Origin of the sequence: Shewanella sp. 4_MG-2023 (assembly GCF_030548015.1) — a bacterium.
GTDB lineage: Bacteria > Pseudomonadota > Gammaproteobacteria > Enterobacterales > Shewanellaceae > Shewanella.
Genome location: NZ_JAUORL010000003.1, coordinates 125,176 through 144,871, shown reverse-complemented (window position 1 = coordinate 144,871; position 19,696 = coordinate 125,176). Strand labels below are relative to the sequence as shown.

General features: G+C 39.9%; 18 protein-coding genes. 3 read left to right on the top strand and 15 right to left on the bottom strand.

Annotated elements, in window-relative coordinates:
* The first annotated feature begins 43 nt into the window (after positions 1-43).
* Positions 44-1,174 (top strand): cupin domain-containing protein, encoded by a 1,131-nt coding sequence (locus Q4546_RS02575; RefSeq protein WP_102477243.1) that lies wholly within the window; start codon positions 44-46, stop codon positions 1,172-1,174.
* Positions 1,175-1,270: 96 nt separating this feature from the next.
* On the opposite strand, the gene lpxM is transcribed toward Q4546_RS02575, so the two are convergent.
* The 10 genes from lpxM to Q4546_RS02525 form a co-directional block, all read right to left on the bottom strand.
* Complete coding sequence (lpxM, locus tag Q4546_RS02570) at positions 1,271-2,206, bottom strand: lauroyl-Kdo(2)-lipid IV(A) myristoyltransferase (RefSeq protein ID WP_303445626.1); 936 nt, start codon at positions 2,204-2,206, stop codon at positions 1,271-1,273.
* 177 nt (positions 2,207-2,383) lie between these two features.
* Positions 2,384-2,683 carry an integration host factor subunit alpha gene (gene ihfA / locus Q4546_RS02565; protein ID WP_102437883.1) on the bottom strand — a complete coding sequence of 100 codons (300 nt, stop codon included), beginning with the start codon at positions 2,681-2,683 and terminating at the stop codon, positions 2,384-2,386.
* Between the two features lie 4 nt (positions 2,684-2,687).
* Positions 2,688-5,075 (bottom strand): phenylalanine--tRNA ligase subunit beta, encoded by a 2,388-nt coding sequence (pheT, locus tag Q4546_RS02560; RefSeq protein WP_102477242.1) that lies wholly within the window; start codon positions 5,073-5,075, stop codon positions 2,688-2,690.
* 15 nt (positions 5,076-5,090) lie between these two features.
* Positions 5,091-6,074 (bottom strand): phenylalanine--tRNA ligase subunit alpha, encoded by a 984-nt coding sequence (gene pheS / locus Q4546_RS02555; RefSeq protein ID WP_303445625.1) that lies wholly within the window; start codon positions 6,072-6,074, stop codon positions 5,091-5,093.
* Between the two features lie 497 nt (positions 6,075-6,571).
* The gene (locus tag Q4546_RS02550; RefSeq protein ID WP_102437887.1) at positions 6,572-7,444 is read right to left on the bottom strand and encodes an NAD(P)-dependent oxidoreductase; all 873 of its coding nucleotides are present in this window, start codon (positions 7,442-7,444) and stop codon (positions 6,572-6,574) included.
* 117 nt (positions 7,445-7,561) lie between these two features.
* Complete coding sequence (locus Q4546_RS02545; protein WP_102437889.1) at positions 7,562-8,047, bottom strand: acyl-CoA thioesterase; 486 nt, start codon at positions 8,045-8,047, stop codon at positions 7,562-7,564.
* 239 nt (positions 8,048-8,286) lie between these two features.
* Positions 8,287-9,981, bottom strand: coding sequence for a hypothetical protein (locus Q4546_RS02540; RefSeq protein WP_198589307.1), 1,695 nt, complete (start codon positions 9,979-9,981; stop codon positions 8,287-8,289).
* Positions 9,982-10,360: 379 nt separating this feature from the next.
* Positions 10,361-11,758, bottom strand: a complete 1,398-nt coding sequence (locus tag Q4546_RS02535) for an FUSC family protein (RefSeq protein WP_102520010.1) — start codon at positions 11,756-11,758, stop codon at positions 10,361-10,363.
* A 16-nt stretch (positions 11,759-11,774) separates the two neighbouring features.
* Positions 11,775-12,638, bottom strand: a complete 864-nt coding sequence (locus Q4546_RS02530; protein WP_102437893.1) for an HlyD family secretion protein — start codon at positions 12,636-12,638, stop codon at positions 11,775-11,777.
* Positions 12,639-12,651: 13 nt separating this feature from the next.
* Complete coding sequence (locus tag Q4546_RS02525; protein WP_102437895.1) at positions 12,652-12,864, bottom strand: DUF1656 domain-containing protein; 213 nt, start codon at positions 12,862-12,864, stop codon at positions 12,652-12,654.
* Between the two features lie 234 nt (positions 12,865-13,098).
* Here Q4546_RS02525 and Q4546_RS02520 point away from each other — a divergent pair, with 234 nt between their 5' ends.
* Both Q4546_RS02520 and Q4546_RS02515 read left to right on the top strand, forming a co-directional pair.
* Positions 13,099-14,001, top strand: a complete 903-nt coding sequence (locus tag Q4546_RS02520) for a LysR family transcriptional regulator (RefSeq protein WP_303445624.1) — start codon at positions 13,099-13,101, stop codon at positions 13,999-14,001.
* Positions 14,002-14,355: 354 nt separating this feature from the next.
* A complete protein-coding gene (locus tag Q4546_RS02515; RefSeq protein WP_303445623.1) occupies positions 14,356-15,048 on the top strand; it encodes a TrkA C-terminal domain-containing protein in 693 nt (230 codons plus the stop codon).
* 70 nt (positions 15,049-15,118) lie between these two features.
* On the opposite strand, the gene fabF is transcribed toward Q4546_RS02515, so the two are convergent.
* The 5 genes from fabF to Q4546_RS02490 all read right to left on the bottom strand — a co-directional run bounded on the left by fabF (position 15,119) and on the right by Q4546_RS02490 (position 19,694).
* The gene (fabF, locus tag Q4546_RS02510; RefSeq protein WP_102440294.1) at positions 15,119-16,354 is read right to left on the bottom strand and encodes a beta-ketoacyl-ACP synthase II; all 1,236 of its coding nucleotides are present in this window, start codon (positions 16,352-16,354) and stop codon (positions 15,119-15,121) included.
* Positions 16,355-16,551: 197 nt separating this feature from the next.
* Positions 16,552-16,785: an acyl carrier protein gene (gene acpP, locus Q4546_RS02505; RefSeq protein ID WP_011496723.1), complete on the bottom strand. Its 234-nt coding sequence runs from the start codon at positions 16,783-16,785 to the stop codon at positions 16,552-16,554.
* Between the two features lie 160 nt (positions 16,786-16,945).
* On the bottom strand, positions 16,946-17,692 hold the full coding sequence (gene fabG, locus Q4546_RS02500) for a 3-oxoacyl-ACP reductase FabG (protein WP_102477237.1): 747 nt from the start codon (positions 17,690-17,692) through the stop codon (positions 16,946-16,948).
* A 9-nt stretch (positions 17,693-17,701) separates the two neighbouring features.
* The gene (fabD, locus tag Q4546_RS02495; protein WP_102440292.1) at positions 17,702-18,628 is read right to left on the bottom strand and encodes an ACP S-malonyltransferase; all 927 of its coding nucleotides are present in this window, start codon (positions 18,626-18,628) and stop codon (positions 17,702-17,704) included.
* 106 nt (positions 18,629-18,734) lie between these two features.
* Complete coding sequence (locus Q4546_RS02490) at positions 18,735-19,694, bottom strand: beta-ketoacyl-ACP synthase III (protein WP_102440291.1); 960 nt, start codon at positions 19,692-19,694, stop codon at positions 18,735-18,737.
* Between the last annotated feature and the right edge of the window lie 2 nt (positions 19,695-19,696).

Sequence of the window (19,696 nt, the reverse complement as noted above, 5' to 3'; positions counted from 1 at the left end):
GATAGGCGGCAGTTCCATAAGGATTGCCGCCTTTTTTAATACTATGTATACATTAAATTTTGATACTGCTGAGTTCATCAGTAAATATTGGCAACAAAAACCTATAGTCATCAAAAATGCCTTTAAGGCATTTGAAGATCCAATATCGGCCGATGAACTTGCAGGCCTAGCCATGGAAGAAGATATCTCTTCTCGCATCGTTAAAACTGAAACCGATGACTGGAAAGTGATTCAAGGGCCGTTTGAAGACTATGACGAACATGGCGATGACAAATGGCAGTTACTTGTGCAAGCGGTAAACCATTGGTATCCGGAGTCTCAACCACTGGTTGAAGCATTCAGATTTTTACCTGATTGGCGTTTTGATGACTTAATGGTATCGTTTGCCACCCCACAAGGCGGCATTGGGCCACATATTGATAATTATGATGTGTTCTTGATCCAAGGAGAAGGGGAACGCCGCTGGAAAGTGGGCCATAATGGCGAACATCAATGCCGTGGTGGAGATCCATCAAGTCCATTAGTCGATGACTTTGAACCCATTATTGATGTGGTGCTCAGCAAAGGCGATATGTTATATATTCCGCCAGGCTACCCTCATTGCGGTGAAACCTTAAGTCTTGCAATGAGTTATTCTATTGGTTTTAGAGCGCCAAGTCAGCAAGAATTATTAACTGAGTTGGCTGATTCGCTGATTGATAACAGTGCTGGCCAACATAGATTTACCTCTAGCGAAGAAGCTGCAAGCCATGGCCTAGTCAGTCAAACTCAGCAGCAAGGGATCATGGATTTACTGGCTCAATTAGCAACTGATCCTGCCCAATACCAAACTATGCTAGGTAAGTTACTCAGCCAAAATCGTTTTGAACTCGATATCAATCCCTTTGAAGCGCCAATTTCAACAACAGATGTTAAGGAAGCCATTGAAGATGGCGCTAACATGCAACGTATTGGCGGCTTAAAGGTATTAAGCCTAGAGGCTGATACCCAAGCGCAGTTGTATATCAATGGTGAAGTGGTTTGCGCCGCAGGGATTGAACAAGACATCATCGCCGAGATCGCCAATAATCACCTACTCACTCAATCGCAGCTTCAAAACTGGCTCAATGATCAGCAAGTCATGACGGTATTAACCCAGCTTATCAATCAAGGTTGGTATTACTTTTCAGAGTAACCGTTAATTAAAGTGACATCTTAGCGCCACACTAATTTTCCTTTAACCAAAAAAAAGCACTCATCGAGTGCTTTTTTGGTTTATTAGTTATTCAAATTAATAGATTTTTGCTTGCCCTTCTGGACGGGTTTTAAGGAATTTCAAAAACCACATATATTGCTCAGGGTAAGCTTGAATAACTTGCTCAACCATTTTATTTAAAGCAATGGCTTCGTTATCCTTACCTTGCATATCTTCAGGCTTAACTTGCGGCATCACGGTCAACTTAAACTGGTAAGCTGTTTTGTCGTAACCAATTTTTACCGGTAAAACCTGCGCCTTACCTGCTTGCGCTAAACGCCCTACTACCGGTAAGGTGGCTTTTTCTGTTGCCAGCAATGGAGCAAATACACTTTGCTCAGGACCTAAATCTTCATCTGGTAAATAAAAGAAGCTATTATCTTGCTTTAATTCAGTGATTAGCGCGCGTATGCCCGCCTCTCGCATGTAAACGCGGCCATTCTTACTACTGCGTAGTCGATTACTAAACCAATTGAATAAGCCGTTATTATGAGCTTTGGCCATGGTAACCATAGGCAGTTCGATATTTAAACGCAGCCCGGCATAATCAATCGGCCATACATGGGGCATGATAAAAATAATCGGCTGGCCAGCATCACGCGCGGCTTGCACATGTTCAAAACCTGTAATACTGACTCGACGCCTTAGATGCGCATCTGAGCGAATTAATAATTCAGCTTGAGATACCAAGGTTAAAACAAACATATCGACGTTGGCGTTAATTAACTCATCCACCTCAGTCGCTGACTTCTCAGGAAAACATGTTTGAATATTGATACGCGCAATATTGATGGGTTTTTTCGCATAAGACAGTACCAGCTTGGCTAATAGTCGCGCTATAGGATCTCGCAACCAAGCAGGCATCACCCCAAACATAAATAACACCATAATGGCTAGCCATGTACCCCAATATTTCGGGTGCAATAAAGATAGGGTAAAGCGACGATCGAAATGTTTTGCTTGTCTAGCCAAAAGAAACCTCAAAGATTACATTAACACAGTGAAACAAAGAGCCTAAGGAATTGGCCATAATACCAATTTATCAGCGGGACAACATCTGAATATTGTAAAATTGCTACTTTGAATCTTGCTTAATTTGTTAAAATAAAAAAGCCACTCAATGAGTGGCTTTTTTATTAAACAGTGAAACTACTTCTTTTCAGCATTTGCTTCTTCAACACGTGTTTTGAGTTTTTGTCCCGGACGGAACGTCACTACACGGCGAGCTGAAATAGGAATATCTTCACCAGTTTTTGGGTTCCTTCCCGGTCTTTGGTTTTTATCGCGCAAATCAAAGTTTCCAAAGCCAGATAACTTGACCTGCTCACCACTTTCAAGTGCTTCTCTAATCTCTTCAAAGAAAGACTCAACCATCTCTTTGGCTACACGTTTATTCATGCCAAGTGTTTCGAAAAGATGTTCTGCCATTTCGGCTTTGGTAAGTGCCATACTTTTAATCCCTCAACAATGCGTTGAACTCGCTCTTAAGTGCCGAGACAACTGAATCAACAGTTTCAGTGATGTCTTTTTCTTCAAGTGTACGAGTAATGTCTTGTAATGTAAGTGCGATTGCAAGGCTCTTTTTGCCAGCGTCAACACCTTTACCCCGGTATACATCGAACAAGTTTAAGCCAACCAACTGATTTTCGCCAACTTTTCTTATCAAATCCATAACATTAGTTGCAGAAACTTCTTCGTCTACAACGACTGCAATATCACGTCGATTAGCAGGAAACTTAGATACAGCCTGGGCTAGCGGCAAACTGGCTTGCAGTAAAGCGTCCAGTTCTAACTCAAAAACAATTGTTTTGCCATTAAGGCCAAAAGGCTTCTCCAAACTCGGATGGATAGCACCTATAACACCAATGACTCGATTATTTCTCAATATTTCAGCACATTGCCCTGGATGAAGAGCTGAATGTGTTGCACTTCTAAAAGTAAATTCAGAAGTCGAAACTGTCAAGCCGATTATTGATTCTAAATCGCCTTTTAAATCAAAGAAGTCGACAGTTTTAGATTCCATTGACCAATGTTCATCATTTTGAACACCAGAAATTACTGCACCAATCATCGCTTCTTGTCTAACACCAGAATCTGCTTTGGCATCAGGAACAAAGCGTAAACCGGTTTCAAATAAACGTACGCGACCTTGTTGACGACTTTGGTTATAACCAACAGAAGTTAACAAACCGGTGAACATCGATAAACGCATCGCTGACATTTCAACCGAAATAGGATTCGGTAAAATCATTGCTGGCTCATTTGGATGAACAATGTTTTGTAACTTAGGATCAACAAAGCTATAGGTCACCGCCTCTTGGAAACCGCGCGCCACTAATACACTGCGCACTTTGCTTAATGGAATATTCGCTTCTTTGTGATCAGACATACTTAATGAAGCAACAGGTGCAATATTTGGGATATTGTTATATCCATAAATACGGGCAACCTCTTCGATTAAATCTTCTTCAATGGCCATATCAAAACGATATGTTGCCGTGGTCACATTCCAAGCGTCAGCAGTTACTGCAACAGTAAATCCAAGACGCTCAAGAATTTCTGTTACATCAGTATCAGGAATATGATGACCTAGAATTTTGTCTAACTTGCTGCGACGCAAAGTGATTTGAGCCGGCTTAGGTAAATGCGCTTCAGACACTGCTTCAGCAACAGGACCTGCTTCACCACCACAAATATCAAGTACTAAGCGCGTAGCTCGGTCCATCACTTTATGTTGAAGCTCTGGGTCTACACCACGTTCAAAACGGTGTGATGCATCTGTGTGTAAGCCTAAGCGACGCGATTTACCCATAATGGCTAAAGGCGCAAAGAATGCGCACTCTAATAAAATATCTTGGGTCTTTGCAGTTACGCCTGACGCTTCACCGCCAAATACACCCGCTAAGGCAACGGCTGCTTTATCGTCAGCAATCACTAGGGTGTCACTTGGTACTGTAATTTCGTTACCGTCAAGTAAAGTAAGCTTTTCAACGCCGTCGCTTAAACGCACTTGAATAGCACCATTTAAGGCTGCTAAATCAAACGCATGCATTGGCTGACCATATTCAATCAATACGTAGTTAGTAATATCTACAATGGGATCGATTGAGCGAATACCGCTACGACGTAACTTCTCTTGCATCCATAAAGGCGTTGCTGCCGCTAAGTTTACATTCTTAACCACACGGCCTAAATAACGAGGACAGGCATCTGCTGCAATAACGTTAATTTCAACTTTATCATCGATAGTTGCAGTAACAGGATCCCACGTCGGCTCAGCAACCGCTTGACGGTTTAATACACCAACTTCGCGCGCTAAGCCTGCCATACCTAAACAATCTGCACGGTTAGCGGTTAAATCAACGTCGATGATGGCATCGTTTAGTTGAAGATATTCACGGATATCTTTACCAATCGGCGCATCTGCAGGTAATTCAATAATACCGTCACTTTCGATATCAATACCGATCTCACCGTATGAACACAACATACCAAATGATGGCTGGCCGCGTAGTTTGGCTTTTTTAATTTTAAAATCGCCAGGTAGCACTGCCCCAACCATTGCTACCGCAACTTTTAAGCCTAAACGGCAGTTTGGTGCACCGCAAACGATATCAATTAACTCATCGCCGCCAACATTAATTTTAGTTACGCGTAATTTGTCAGCATCTGGATGCTGACCACACTCAACCACTTCACCAACAATCACACCGCTAAATTCGGCTGCAACGGCATCAATACCGTCAACTTCAAGACCGGCCATTGTGATTTGGTGTGATAATTCTTCACGGCTTACAGATGGGCTAACCCATTCACGAAGCCAAGATTCACTGAATTTCATCTTTATATTGCTCCGTTATTTGAATTGCTTAAGAAAACGTAAATCGTTTTCAAAGAAGGCACGTAAGTCGTTAACACCGTAGCGCAGCATAGTCAAACGCTCAACACCCATACCAAAAGCAAAACCAGAGTATTTTTCTGGGTCGATACCGACACTGCGAAGGACATTAGGGTGCACCATGCCGCAACCTAATACTTCAAGCCACTTACCGTTTTTACCCATAACATCAACTTCAGCTGAAGGCTCAGTAAACGGGAAGTAAGATGGACGGAATCGCACTTCTAAATCTTCTTCGAAAAAGTTACGTAAGAAGTCATGCAAAATGCCTTTCAGCTCTGCAAAGTTAACTTTTTCATCAACTAACAAACCTTCCACTTGGTGGAACATTGGCGTGTGAGTTTGATCGTAGTCGTTACGATAAACACGACCTGGAGAAATGATACGTAAAGGTGGCTTTTCATGCTCCATGGTACGAATTTGTACCCCTGAAGTTTGCGTACGCAACATCACTTTTGGATTGAAATAAAAGGTGTCATGATCAGCACGAGCTGGATGATGCTCAGAAATATTCAATGCATCGAAGTTATGAAAGTCATCTTCGATTTCAGGACCATGCTTAGTGGTAAAACCAAGCTCGCCAAAGAAAGTTTCAATACGTTCAATCGTACGTGTTACTGGGTGTAAACCGCCCATTTCAAGCGTACGACCTGGTAAGGTTACATCGATTTTATCTGCGATAAGTTGCGCTTCTAATTCAGCAGCCTTTAAGCCTTCAATACGCTCAGAAAGTTGCTTCTGTACCGCTTGCTTAGCTTGGTTGACTGCTTGTCCAAAGGCAGGTTTCTCTGCTGGACTTAAGCTACCCATCATTTTCATCATGTCAGTGATCTTACCTTTCTTACCAAGGTAGTCGACACGGATATCATCCAGTGTCTTTAGATCACCGGCCTTACCTATTACTTCTAAGGCTTGTTCTACGATCTCTGTTAACTGCTGCATTTTCTCATCCACTGCATTTTTGCATATCAAATGCTATTGGGCGCCTGATTATCAGGCGACATAGTAGTCTAGGCACAAAGTCAACTTTATGCCTAAAGCATGGGGGTAAAACAAAAGCTGGAATTTTACGTTAGCTAAGCTTAATTTACTAGCATTTATTACGATTTTATTGAGTAAAATGCGGCATTTAAATTAAATCGAATTTATATTTCCGATAGTATAATTTAATACAAATTAACGATCTATTAACTTAAGCGCCATTTATGAGCAGCAAATGCTTATAAGCTAATCAATCACCTTGAGAACCAATGAACATTATTACAACAAGTGATAGTAAATTATTGAATTTTTTACAAATACCAAGGGCTAATACGATAACAAAAAAGCTCACTGGCAATGTTAAATACCAGCGAGCTTTTATGTTACCAACAAACTAAATTCGCAACTTAAACGACAAAATTGTGCAATGGCTAATAAGTTATCACCATTGAGAGCGTCTAGCGGTTTTTTTCTAAACGCGCTAACAAACTTGAAGTATCCCAGCGGTTACCTTTCATGGCTTGTACTTCAGAATAAAATTGATCCACTAAGGCAGTAACTGGTAACTGGCTACCATTACGACGCCCTTCATCTAAAGCAATAGCTAAATCTTTACGCATCCAGTCAATGGCAAAGCCAAAGTCATACTCACCTTGCCACATGGTTTGATAACGATTTTCCATTTGCCAGCTTTGAGCTGCGCCCTTGCTGATCACCTCAACCACTTTTAAACCATCAAGACCTGCACTTTTAGCAAAGTGTAACCCTTCGGCAAGCCCTTGCACCACTCCTGCGATACAGATTTGATTGACCATTTTGGTTAACTGGCCCGCGCCAACCTCCCCTAATAATTCTGCGCAGCGACTATAGGCCTCAATGACCGGTTTTACTTGGTTAAAAACGGCTTCTTTTCCGCCCATCATCACAGTTAACACGCCATTTTCAGCACCGGCTTGACCACCTGATACGGGCGCATCTAGAAACTCAACCTCTTGCTTAGCAAGCACGGCTGCCAGTTCACGAGCAACATCGGCAGATGCGGTGGTGTGATCGACCAAAATTGCACCAGCTTTTATCCCATGAACAATGCCATCTTCCCCTAAAACCACTTGGCGAAGATCGTCATCATTACCCACACAAGTAAACACGATATCTTGCTCTACTGCCGCAAGTTTTGGGGTCAATGCTAACTCACCAGAATATTGCGCTGCCCATTGCTGCGCTTTTGCTGTGGTGCGATTATAAACCGTAACTTGATGCCCTTGGTTAGCCAAATGCCCTGCCATTGGGTATCCCATCACGCCCAAGCCGATAAATGCTACTTTAGCCATATCATTCCTTCGTTCATTATTATTGTGGTTGTTTATTAAAAATAGTGTTGATTGTGCTACAAGCCAAAACGAGTCAGGCTTTATGAGTAAGCGATTGAATTTTGGCTATTACATTGATTACAAAGCCGGTTTTACATGGGCTTCCATTTCAGAGCCAATTTTTTTGCGCATATCCATTAAACGTAATGCTGAATCCCTCAAACGAATATCATCATCTGTTTGGGGGACCCACTCAGGTACTGATGTAGGTTTACCATCATCATCAACTGCGACCATAATCACGATACAATGGGTAGTAAGATGACGTTCAGGCTCTTTAGGGTCACCCGCTTTAACCGCTATACCAAAATGCATGGACGATGTGCCGGTATAAATAACTTTGGCGCTTACTTCAACAATATTGCCCACATGGATAGGCTTTACAAAACGAATACCACCAGCATAAGCGGTAATGCAATATTTACCACTCCAACCTGCAGCACCAGCATATGCAGCTAAATCAATCCATTTCATCACCGCGCCACCATGCACTTTGCCGCCAAAGTTCACATCTGCAGGTTCAGCTAAAAACCTTAAGGTAATTTCTCTTTCTAATCCGGCCATAACGACTCCTAATTCAGCTAATTAATGTCAGTTTACGATAATTAATCAAAGAAATGAGTAAAAATTATGCCTAAATGAAAATATTTGATGAAAGAGTACTTAATTGCTATTTGGTAGTTCAAAAAAATACTGCTGAGTTTCAAAAAACAAAAAAGCACAACTTAAAAAAGTTGTGCTTACTAAAACTGACACTATAAAGGGTTAGCTAATGGGTGGCTCTTGAATTACCACTGAATACATCAAAAACGATAACCTAAATTTAAAGTAAATGAACTTCTTGTTTCACCTTTATTGTACAGCCCTGTCAAATTTAAATGACGACCTATCTGTTTATTAAAACCCACTAAATAAGCCCATTGTTCTAACCCTACACCCACATCAAAAGTAAAGTCTTCACCGGTTCCCAATATATCGCCTAAATTACCAGTCATCGAAGGCTTAAGGCCTTGATATTCTGCGCCGATAAAAATTTGTGCTCGCGACTCAAGGAATTGATAACCAAGCATTGGCTGGATAGTCACAATACCATCTCCCCAATCCTGGCCATCAAGACGAGTTTTAGAGTAAGTTGCAGTAACAGATGCAAAAAATTCTTTATAACCGACAGAAAGCGTTGTCCCCAAACCTGCCAGATCATATTCTAAATGTAGCGGCACTTCGACTCTTCCTGGTGAGCATAAATCAGCGCCCTGATTTTCTAATAAACTGCATGCCAAACTGCCACCGATAACCCCGAGCTTATCTTCAAACACATCTTTAAGTTTTCCGGTATATTGGGCATCAACGACTGCATCCACATTCACCTTGCCCACTAAAGCATATATATTCCAAAACGGTAAAATATTGACATCAGCTCTGAATGAATAACTTTCAGCATTAACAGTGCCAACTGAGCTCGATGGATCAAACCATTCATCCAAATCTACCCCCATAATATTAAAACTATCAAAACCAAAATCCATATCTTGATTTCGATAAGCGACCGAAAAACCAAATGGCAGTGGCACATCAATACCTTGCTGGCGAACTAAATCACTCATTAACGGAAAGAGTCTATCTAAATCGACCTTTTCTTCACGAATGCGCGGATCAGAAACCATTTTTAATGACGCTTCATCAAAAACTAATGCACCATGTTCATCATCATAAAATGCCACGGGCTTGATAGTTGCGTGATAACTTGCTTCTTTGTTACCTTTTTTACCAGTAGCGTGAATCACTTTATTTGCAATGGCTGTGTGTCCGTTAACCAGTGTCATTAAATCAACTTCTTGACGATAATGTTCGACACTAAACGCATCAAAATCAAATGGTTTTGAATTGGTCATGACCATTTTGGTTGCAACACCATTTACTACAGTAAGCTTAACCCGCATAAAACGAAAATAAGCAATATCTTGCGGTAAACCATATTTAGAGTAATTAAAGCTTATTTCTATTTCATTGGCAGATATCTCATCAACAACGACGGAAGACTTATCATAACTTTCCATGTAATTTTTCAAGCGATATTCTGTTTTAGTTATTTGTTCGATAGTTTTTATGACATCCTCATTATCATCTAATTTAGATTGGTCATATTTAATTCTCAGATCAATATTACCGCGAGTATCTGTACTTTGAACCAAAAACACATCTGAACTTTTTACCTTATCGCCGACTTCCAAGGTTCTAACCACACGCTCAACTTGCTGATCACCTAGTGACAGCGAGCTTAAGCCTAATTTCAAAATATCTTCTGAAACGCCGTATTGTTGAAAAACATTTTGCTCCGCTGAATTAATGAGTTGTTTGTTGTTTTTATCTTCAACAAAAATACTTTCCTGCGCATAACTTACGTTTGAGAGTGTTAACAATATGGCTATTGGTATTGCTTTTAGAATACAGCGAGAAGTAGAAAAATGATTAAGTGAACAAAATAGCGTTTGATTCATTAATAGTACCCTTTGAAAGCCAATCTATGGCAAATAAGTTATCGAATCATTTCCTGATTCAAATTTCGGAAAAACATAATGCAAGTTCAGCAAACGTTATTGGCTAACGCGCTTTTTCCGTTCAATGGGAATATTGTATGTGTTTATTTATTAGATATTTAATCGCTATTGATGGATTAAACCCTACATGAATAAAAACCACTACTGAGATAAACAGCAAATCAGCATCAAAATTACCTAAGTAGATAAAATAAAAACGGATCAAAACCAATAGAAGGATTAGGGGGTTAAACTGGAATTATATATAAAAGAATTTAAATTCGAGGCTATTAATGACGCTCAATGCTGTATTGAGCGTCATGAGGAAATCTTATTTCTCTTATTTGAGCATAAATAATTGATTATAGAAACGTGCAACAATCACGGTAATCATTAATATGACCAGTATCAGCAATGGCGTATTAATGTCATAACTAGGCGTTAAATGTAATGCACTCATAGTCATTACCATAAGTAAATTGCCACCTAGCATACGCACTAGCATCATTGCAGGCTTTGGAAAAAGTCCCCAAATGAGGAAAACGTTAATCATATAAAAACCAACTAACTGCCAAAGCTCTGTAAATGCGGGCATTATAAAAATATATTGCAGTAAAAAAAACACTCCCCATAGCAGTGCAGATAATATCACCTGCTTCATTAAAGGAAATGGTAAACTGACTGTTATATTGGCAAAAATTGAACCAAACATAGGGATAAAAATACCACCAGGTAAGGCAAAATATATCCATGCGCCATAACAAGTTGAGGCTATTGCAACCGCCTTTATAACTCTGTTAATTCTCACTTTCAATAAATTTTCTTTTACAGCCTCTTTCGAGTTTTGGGGCTTTATGCTCTCTTGCTTCCAGTAGTTAGCTAAAATTTCAACATCTAACTTTTCGCCATTAATGGCATTATCAAGCATTTTAATTTCTTGGGAAAAATAACCTAACTGTTGCAACTTATCATCATTGGGTTTATCACTGGATAACAACTTGATGGTGGATTTGCTATGCTGCAGAACGTGAGAAAAACCATCGACTATGACAGTCCATTTATCTTTTTCATGTTGAAGTTTATAACTGGAACTCAATGGCATACTGATCAAGTCACTTAATTTATCAATCAGTAATTGTGCATCGACTAATAAGTCTTGAATATTATCATGATGAGCACTTTTTGCAGCCTCGTTAAGCGCGTTATCTATTTTATGAAAAGCATTTAACGCAGAGTCAACGCTGCTAAAGAATAAAGATTCAGTGTTTAAAGGCCAAATAAAACGATAAACAATTGAATAAACTAGCACTCCAAGTAAATTATCTTGTATTCGTAAAACCGCAATATCAAATGAAGCTTCACCATTAAAGCCTCCCATTACCGCAACAATAGTGCACACAGTAAAGCCCATGGTAAATGCATAACCATAACGCAAATTATCAGCAAACCACACGCTAACAGCCAAAAGCAACAGTAAACAACCAATGAATAACATCGGAGTCTGGGCAAAAAAGCTCACCAGAAATAACGCCACACTAATGCCGCAAACTGTACCTATAAGGCGGTTTTTACCTTTGTGTAAGCCATGCCCAAGAGTTTCATTTGAAGCAATGGCAATAACGGTAATAGCAGCCCAATAAGGTTTTTCCCATTGAAAAAACAATGCTAAGGCAATTGCTATACCGACAGAGACAGAAACTTTTATCGCTTCCTTAACGGGTAAACTGAGCATACACATTCTCACTCTATAAAATTTAATGCTTCAGAATTTTTACCGATGCCGTCATACCAACTCGCAGCTGAATATCTTCAGGTAACTTATCAAGTTTTATCTTAACTGGAATGCGTTGTGCTAAGCGGATCCACTCGAAATTCGGGTTCACATTAGGTAGTAACGAATTGCCGGTACTGCCATCAGTTTTCGAAATGCCGTAACCAATACTTTGTACTTTACCTTCTAAAGTGACTTGGTCATGCATCATTAATGTGACTTGGGCTTTATTATCAATAGCCACATCTTTTAAATCAGTTTCTTTAAAAAAACCGTCAATCCAAAAACTGTTTTCATCAATCAAAGCAACAACAGGCGAATTAGCAACGACTTGTGAGCCTACTCGATAATTCAAATTAGTAATATAGCCATCTGTTGGTGCAGTAATTTTAGTGTAAGCTAGATTTAATTTAGCTTCTGCCACTTGGGCTTTTGCCATTAACAAGTTCGCTTGTGCGGTTTCAACTGCATTTTGTAGATTATTAAGGGTTAACACTGACTGAGCACCAGGGGTTAGCTTTTCTAATTCAATAGCACGACTAGACTCGTTCTGAGCCTTACGAACTAATGCTTGTGATTGCTTTTCAGTTGCTACCGCTTTTTGTAAACTGGTTTGGTATAGGCTAGCGTCAATCTCAAAAAGCACATCACCTTTTTGTACATGACTATTATCAATGACATTAACTTTTACAATTTGACCTGTCACTCGTGGGGTTACTTGGATAACATAGGCTCTGACTTGACCGTCTCTTGTCCAAGGATTATCAGTGTAAGTTTGATACTGACTATACAAAACACCTATTGCCGCCGCCATCAGCAACAGGGTAATAAAATAACGTTTAAACATTGGCGTTACCTACTTAAAATATGGAAATAAATTGGCTAATTAAGCCGATAAAAAGAATAACCATAGACAATTCAACTATGGCCGGAGCTGCGACATATTTATGTAAACCAATTTTAGTACCAATAGCGGTAACTACGCCGGTTAATATATATGCCATAGCGGCAACCAGTAATAATGGCGGAAAATACACATCACCGATTACCACTTCATGGGGCATTATGCTCATACGCCTATCACCTAAATAATATTAACTATTTAAAAAACATTGACTTAATGTCTTCTTACTCATTTATGCATATATTTTAATGGCGGCAGAGAAAATCTTGTAATCATCTATGATGGATCTCACCCATCGAAATCTATAAACAATTGTTTTTATGTGTGATAAATTGTGATTTAAGTGACGGTATAACCCCAAATGCATACCACATCGCATTTTTCATTATTTGAAGAGACAACTATGAACTTTAGTTTGGAACAACTTCTTGCCTTTGTAACTGTCTATGAGCAGAAAGCTTTCAGTAAAGCAGCGGTGAAACTGGACAAACATCGTACAACTATTGGCCAAGTCATTAATAACCTTGAAGATCAATTAGCCATTACCCTGTTTGAACGGATCGGTAGAACCGTTGAACCGACTGAAGATGCAGTACTACTTTATAACTATGCCAAACAGGCTATTGAGCAATCCAAAACCTTTGACCAAGTGGCCATGAGCTTGGCATTTGGTGAGCTTAATTCAATTACAATTGGGTATTGCAGTTTTATACCGCAACAAGTGATATCTGAGATTAGAAAACAACTGCTAATTGACAGCCCATCATTAAAAGTTAACTTCCTCGTCAGAACCAAAAATGATATTAAAGTGGGAATACAAGACGGCAGTATTCATTTTGGAATTGTGAATGTATACGAAAGCAAAGTGCTAAACAGCATCGATCATACTTTTTTATGTAACATGTCATTTGCCGCTTTCACCAACAAAGACGCTGACCTAGCAACACTAAACTCTGAAGCAACCTTGGCTAAAATGAAGACTAGCCGTCAGTTTATCTTAAAATCCATGCTTGATGATGATATGAGTAAAAAAATCATTGTCTCCTCCAATTATGAAGTGGTAGATCAACTGACTCTCATCATTAAAATGGTTGAAGAAGGTCTTGGGTGGAGCATTTTCCCATTGTTAATCAATTCCATGGAATATACTGCACACGATCTTATACCGATAGAAATAGAACAAATACAAGACGCATTACAAGTACCTATATCACTTTGGAACCCACACTCAAAACAAATTATGCCGGCCAAAAAGTCTATCACATCAGCCATAGCTAACTATATAAATAGAGTTAGATCCAAATAATAGCATCATATTTGTATTAGTAGCCTCTGCATTAAGAGGCTTTCATCCCTTTAGTTATCTTCAGCAACTTCAATGCAGGGTTTCATCCTTCAAATGAGATTGTCTATAAAACTGACTGCACTTTATTATGACTGCATAACACCACACTGTATTGATTATCGTTGGTGATATTTTACCAAGGGTGAATATCTCTACTATGTAATTAATATATACAGTAATGAGTATTGTTGGCATAAATCGCTCCAAAATAAAGTAGTCATAATTATGGAAACAATTGAAAATTTATTTCATTCCAACCCATACATCACTTTTGTTTTAACATTAGTAATAGGTTTTTTAATCGGCTTAATTAGCATGCACAGAGTTTTTGGTATTCTGGCTAGTTTTATCGGTGGTTGCATCACCATCACACTGCTTCATCTCCATTTAGAGCCAGAACTTGGTGTACTGCTATTGGGTATATTTATCTATATCATTGGTTTTTTATCTGGCTCTAAATATACAGAGAGTAAACTCTTGTTAATGGATCCATTTAAGCCAAAAAATATCAATACCACTAAAAATATTGTTTCTCGCTCATTTGAAGTAAATAACGATAGTACGGTCGTCGATAAAACCTTGTTACAACTTAATGAGGCAGCAATTGATGTGAGTTTTGAATTAACCTTAAGCCAAAACCTTGATAAACAACAGCCTGATATGATTGCAGCAGGTGATATTGTGACCATTACCGGACCTAATAATGCACTTTATTATTATGATGATAATATCATTGGTACTGAAATCGCTATTGATGATAGCAACATTATTGAAACGACATTTGAATACGTGATTAAGCCTAACCACTTAGTTGGTCTGTCACTAAAAGCGATTAAAAAAATGCTGAATGCCAATACCGACAGTTCAGTATGTATTACAGCACTTGCCAGAAATAAATTTGATATGTTGATTACTCCTGATCTGATAACTGAAGAAGGCGATCATATTCAATTAGTGGGTAAGAGTAACGACATTGAGCGAGTACAGCAGCGACTAATAAAACTGTAAGCTTTAATTAATTTAAATAAAAAGGCAGTCACTTTTAAAGTGACTGCCTTTTTATTACATTTTAATCACGTTACTTTTTAAATAAAAGTGAACCATTAGTGCCACCAAAGCCAAATGAGTTACACAATGCATAATCAAAACTATGGGGTTTGGCTACGTGCGGTACAAAATCTAAGTCACAACCTTCATCAGGGTTATCCAAATTAATGGTAGGCGGTACAATTTGATCCCGCAACGCTAAGATTGTAATAATTGCTTCAACTGAGCCCGCTGCACCTAATAAATGTCCGGTCATAGATTTAGTAGAACTTACAAGTAAATCATAAGCATGGTCGCCAAACACCGACTTAACCGCAGCCGCTTCAGCTTTATCACCTGCTGGAGTCGAAGTGCCATGGGCATTGATATAACCAACCTCTTCATTGGCAATTTGCGCATCATTAATGGCATTAACCATTGCTGCAGCAGCGCCCGCACCATCACTTGGTGGTGATGTCATATGAAAAGCATCGCCACTCATACCAAAGCCAACAAGCTCTGCATAAATTTTAGCGCCGCGCGCCTTAGCATGCTCATACTCTTCCATCACCAACACACCTGCGCCATCACCGATAACAAAACCATCACGGTCTTTATCCCATGGGCGGCTTGCAGCGGTTGGATCGTCATTACGAGTTGATAAGGCTTTGGCGCTGCCAAAACCAGCAACAGCTAACGGACAAGTAACATCTTCAGCACCGCCAGCAACCATAACGTCGGCGTCACCGTAGGCAATCGTACGCGCTGCAAAACCAATATTATGCACACCCGTTGTACAAGCTGTTGTCACTGCAAAGTTTGGCCCAGTCATGCCATACTTAATAGATAAATGACCAGAAATCATATTAATAATGGTGCTAGGAACAAAAAATGGCGACACTTTTCGAGGGCCACCTTTAAGCAATGCTGCATGATTTTGCTCAATTAATGGCATTCCGCCCATACCAGCACCAATCGCTGTGCCAACTCGCGCTGGATTTTCTTGTTCCATATCAAGACCTGAGTCTGTCATTGCTTGTATACCTGCAGCCATGCCGTATTGGATAAATAAATCCATTTTACGGGCATCTTTGCGAGACATATATTGCTCAACATCGAAGTCTTTTACCGAGCCACTGAAACGAGTACTAAATTCAGTTGCATCAAATTTGGTAATAGGTGCAATACCACTTTTACCAGCTAATAAAGATTGCCAAGAAGATTCGACATCGTTACCCACTGGAGTAACTAGTCCTAAACCTGTAATTACCACACGACGTTTAGACACAGCATTCACCTTTGTATTTTATGAGGCATTCGCCAAGAGATATTCTGTTAACCCACCACCAATCAAAGGAAAAAGATCAAACGGATGATAAGAAATGATGGGTTAACTCACTTTTATAGAGAGTTAAGTCGACATTTATTCGACGCCACAAACAAAAACAGGCGGCATAAATGCCACCTGTTTTAGTGAATCAGGGATTACTGATTTTTTGAAACGTAATCGATCGCTGCTTGAACAGTAGTGATCTTTTCAGCTTCTTCATCAGGGATCTCAGTGTCAAACTCTTCTTCTAGAGCCATAACCAATTCAACAGTGTCCAGAGAATCTGCACCTAAATCGTCTACGAATGATGCAGCTGATTTAACGTCTTCTTCCTTAACGCCAAGTTGCTCAATAATGATTTTCTTTACACGTTCTTCGATGTTGCTCATTAGTTTTCTTTCCTATTCAAATTACACACTTGCGTAAGATTGAGAGTAGTTTATTCGATCCAGCTGACATTGCAAGCTTAGTTTTCGTGGTCTAACCACGAAAATTATCATACTTTGATATCAAACGAGATTCAATAAAAGTCGTTATCAATTATGGTCCTTAGACCATGTACATTCCGCCGTTTACATGCAAAGTTTCACCAGTGATGTAAGCTGCAGAGTCAGAAGCTAGAAACAATACCGCATTGGCAATCTCTTGCGCCTGACCGAGTCGAGCCATTGGAACTTGCGCCATGAAAGCTTTTTGCTGCTCTTCATTAAGCTCATCTGTCATGTCTGTTTGGATAAATCCAGGGGCAACAGCATTAACGGTAATTTGACGAGATGCAACCTCTCTTGCAAGAGATTTTGTAAATCCAATCAAACCAGCTTTAGCTGCTGAGTAGTTTACTTGCCCGGCATTACCCATGGTTCCGACCACAGAGCCAATATTAATAATACGGCCGCTGCGCTTTTTCATCATAGACCGCATAACCGGCTTGGATAATCTAAACAGTGATGTCAAATTAGTGTCAAGAATATCATGCCACTCATCATCTTTCATGCGCATTAATAAATTATCACGTGTGATACCAGCATTGTTTACTAAGATATCAACATCACCGGCTTTTTCTTTTATCTGGCTGAATAATTGTGTAACTGATTCACTATCAGTCACATTTAATACTAAACCAAAGCCGTTATCACCAAGGTAATCTTGAATTGCAGCGGCACCTTTTTCACTGGTTGCAGTGCCGATCACGGTAGCGCCTGCTTCAACCAGTGTTTCACTGATGGCACGGCCAATACCACGACTTGCGCCAGTAACTAACGCGACTTTACCTGTTAAATCAAAGCTAATGCTCATGAATATTCCTTATTGGATTAAAGCTGATAAAGTGGCTGCATTATTAATTGCTTGCCCTTTTAATGACTTATTAATTCTTTTTGATAACCCAGTTAATACTTTACCAGGGCCAATTTCAGCTAAATCAGTAATCCCCTGACTTGCCATTAACTCAACTGTCTCACTCCAACGTACCGGGCAATATAATTGGCGAACTAGCGCATCTTTAATTGCAGCTGCATCATTAGGGCTTGCTACATCAACGTTATTAATCACAGAAATAACCGGCGAGTTAAACTTGATATTCTCTAATGCAAGTGCCAGTTTATCAGCTGCAGGTTTCATTAATGCGCAATGTGACGGCACACTCACAGGTAAAGCAACTGCCATTTTAGCGCCAGCAGCTTTACATGCGCCAGCGGCTCTTTCTGTGGCTTCTTTTTCACCCGCAATAACTACTTGGCCAGGACTATTAAAATTCACAGGGCTAACAACAGCGCCATTTGCTGACTCTTCACATGCCTTAGCAATTGCATCATTATCTAAACCAATAATGGCGTACATAGCACCGGTACCTGCTGGTACTGCTTGCTGCATTAATTGACCGCGCAATTCAACTAATTTTACCGCATCTTCAAAGGCAATAATGCCAGCACACACTAATGCTGAATACTCACCTAAACTATGGCCTGCTAAAACAGCAGGTTTAATCGTGCCACTTGCTTCGATAACGCGCCAGATAGCCACACTTGCGGTTAATAATGCAGGCTGAGTTTTATCTGTTTCATTTAGAGTTTCAGCAGGTCCATCTTGCACCAATGCCCATAAGTCGTAACCTAATACGGCACTCGCCTGAGCAAATGTCTCAGTTACTACAGGGTAATCAGCTGCTAAATCAGCAAGCATACCAACTGATTGCGAGCCTTGACCTGGAAAAACAAACGCTATATTTTCCATTATAATTATTACCTTTATTCGTTTTTGAAAAACAACTTTTTATTTTTTGCTAGCTGTAAAATATAAATTAATCGCGTTATATCCTACTGCTATTTATCAATGATATCTAGAATCTAACTAGCGCACTGCCCCAAGCAAATCCACCGCCAAATGCTTCAAGTAAAATAAGCTGTCCGCGTTTAATACGGCCATCTCTTACTGCCTCATCTAACGCGATAGGCACAGAAGCTGCTGAAGTATTACCGTGCTTTGCCAGCGTTAATACCACTTTATCTAAACTCATATCTAACTTTTTGGCGGTCGCTTTAATAATTCTAAAGTTGGCTTGATGTGGTACTAACCAATCAATTTCAGACTTGTCGATATTATTAATTCGCAGGGTTTCTGTCACCACATGGGATAATTGCGTCACCGCAAACTTAAAGACATCATTGCCCTTCATGGTCATAAAGCTCACAGCTTCTGATGTTTCGCTGGCCCGAGGCGGGAATGTGCACTTTAGCAAATCCCCCTGGCGGCCATCGGCATAAATATGGGTTGAAATAATACCCGGTTGCTCACTGGCGCCAATAACCGCAGCGCCAGCACCATCACCAAATAATATGATGGTACTGCGATCTTCAGGATCGCACAGGCGTGACAACACGTCAGCGCCCACCACCAATATTTTCTTAGCGGCACCGGTTTTAATAAATTGATCTGCAACCGACAATGCATAAACAAAGCCTGAACATGCGGCAGCAATATCAAATGCAGGAATAGTATGAATGCCTAATAATTTTTGTATTTCGCAAGCCGCAGCTGGAAATGCATTATTGGCACTGGTTGTACCACAGACAATCATATCTAATTCGCTTGCTTCAACACCTGCCATTTCTAAGGCTTTCAGCGCAGCTTGATAACCCATGGTAGTCACAGATTCATATTCAGCAGCGATGCGTCGCTCTGAAATACCCGTACGTTCCACAATCCATTGGTCAGAGGTGTCGACCATTTTTTCTAGATCGTGGTTACTACGAACTTGCACCGGCAGATAACTACCAGTTCCGAGAATTTTTGTATACATAT

What these genes read in the sequence shown, in the direction of transcription:
- Q4546_RS02520 (WP_303445624.1), top strand. Translation starts at nt 13,099, where the DNA reads ATGAACTTTAGTTTGGAACAACTTCTTGCCTTTGTAACTGTCTATGAG.
- Q4546_RS02545 (WP_102437889.1), bottom strand. Translation starts at nt 8,047, where the DNA reads ATGGCCGGATTAGAAAGAGAAATTACCTTAAGGTTTTTAGCTGAACCT.
- Q4546_RS02575 (WP_102477243.1), top strand. Translation starts at nt 44, where the DNA reads ATGTATACATTAAATTTTGATACTGCTGAGTTCATCAGTAAATATTGG.
- acpP (WP_011496723.1), bottom strand. Translation starts at nt 16,785, where the DNA reads ATGAGCAACATCGAAGAACGTGTAAAGAAAATCATTATTGAGCAACTT.
- ihfA (WP_102437883.1), bottom strand. Translation starts at nt 2,683, where the DNA reads ATGGCACTTACCAAAGCCGAAATGGCAGAACATCTTTTCGAAACACTT.
- pheT (WP_102477242.1), bottom strand. Translation starts at nt 5,075, where the DNA reads ATGAAATTCAGTGAATCTTGGCTTCGTGAATGGGTTAGCCCATCTGTA.
- Q4546_RS02550 (WP_102437887.1), bottom strand. Translation starts at nt 7,444, where the DNA reads ATGGCTAAAGTAGCATTTATCGGCTTGGGCGTGATGGGATACCCAATG.
- Q4546_RS02515 (WP_303445623.1), top strand. Translation starts at nt 14,356, where the DNA reads ATGCACAGAGTTTTTGGTATTCTGGCTAGTTTTATCGGTGGTTGCATC.
- Q4546_RS02525 (WP_102437895.1), bottom strand. Translation starts at nt 12,864, where the DNA reads ATGAGCATAATGCCCCATGAAGTGGTAATCGGTGATGTGTATTTTCCG.
- Q4546_RS02530 (WP_102437893.1), bottom strand. Translation starts at nt 12,638, where the DNA reads ATGTTTAAACGTTATTTTATTACCCTGTTGCTGATGGCGGCGGCAATA.
- fabD (WP_102440292.1), bottom strand. Translation starts at nt 18,628, where the DNA reads ATGGAAAATATAGCGTTTGTTTTTCCAGGTCAAGGCTCGCAATCAGTT.
- pheS (WP_303445625.1), bottom strand. Translation starts at nt 6,074, where the DNA reads ATGCAGCAGTTAACAGAGATCGTAGAACAAGCCTTAGAAGTAATAGGT.
- fabG (WP_102477237.1), bottom strand. Translation starts at nt 17,692, where the DNA reads ATGAGCATTAGCTTTGATTTAACAGGTAAAGTCGCGTTAGTTACTGGC.
- Q4546_RS02490 (WP_102440291.1), bottom strand. Translation starts at nt 19,694, where the DNA reads ATGTATACAAAAATTCTCGGAACTGGTAGTTATCTGCCGGTGCAAGTT.
- Q4546_RS02535 (WP_102520010.1), bottom strand. Translation starts at nt 11,758, where the DNA reads ATGTGTATGCTCAGTTTACCCGTTAAGGAAGCGATAAAAGTTTCTGTC.
- Q4546_RS02540 (WP_198589307.1), bottom strand. Translation starts at nt 9,981, where the DNA reads ATGAATCAAACGCTATTTTGTTCACTTAATCATTTTTCTACTTCTCGC.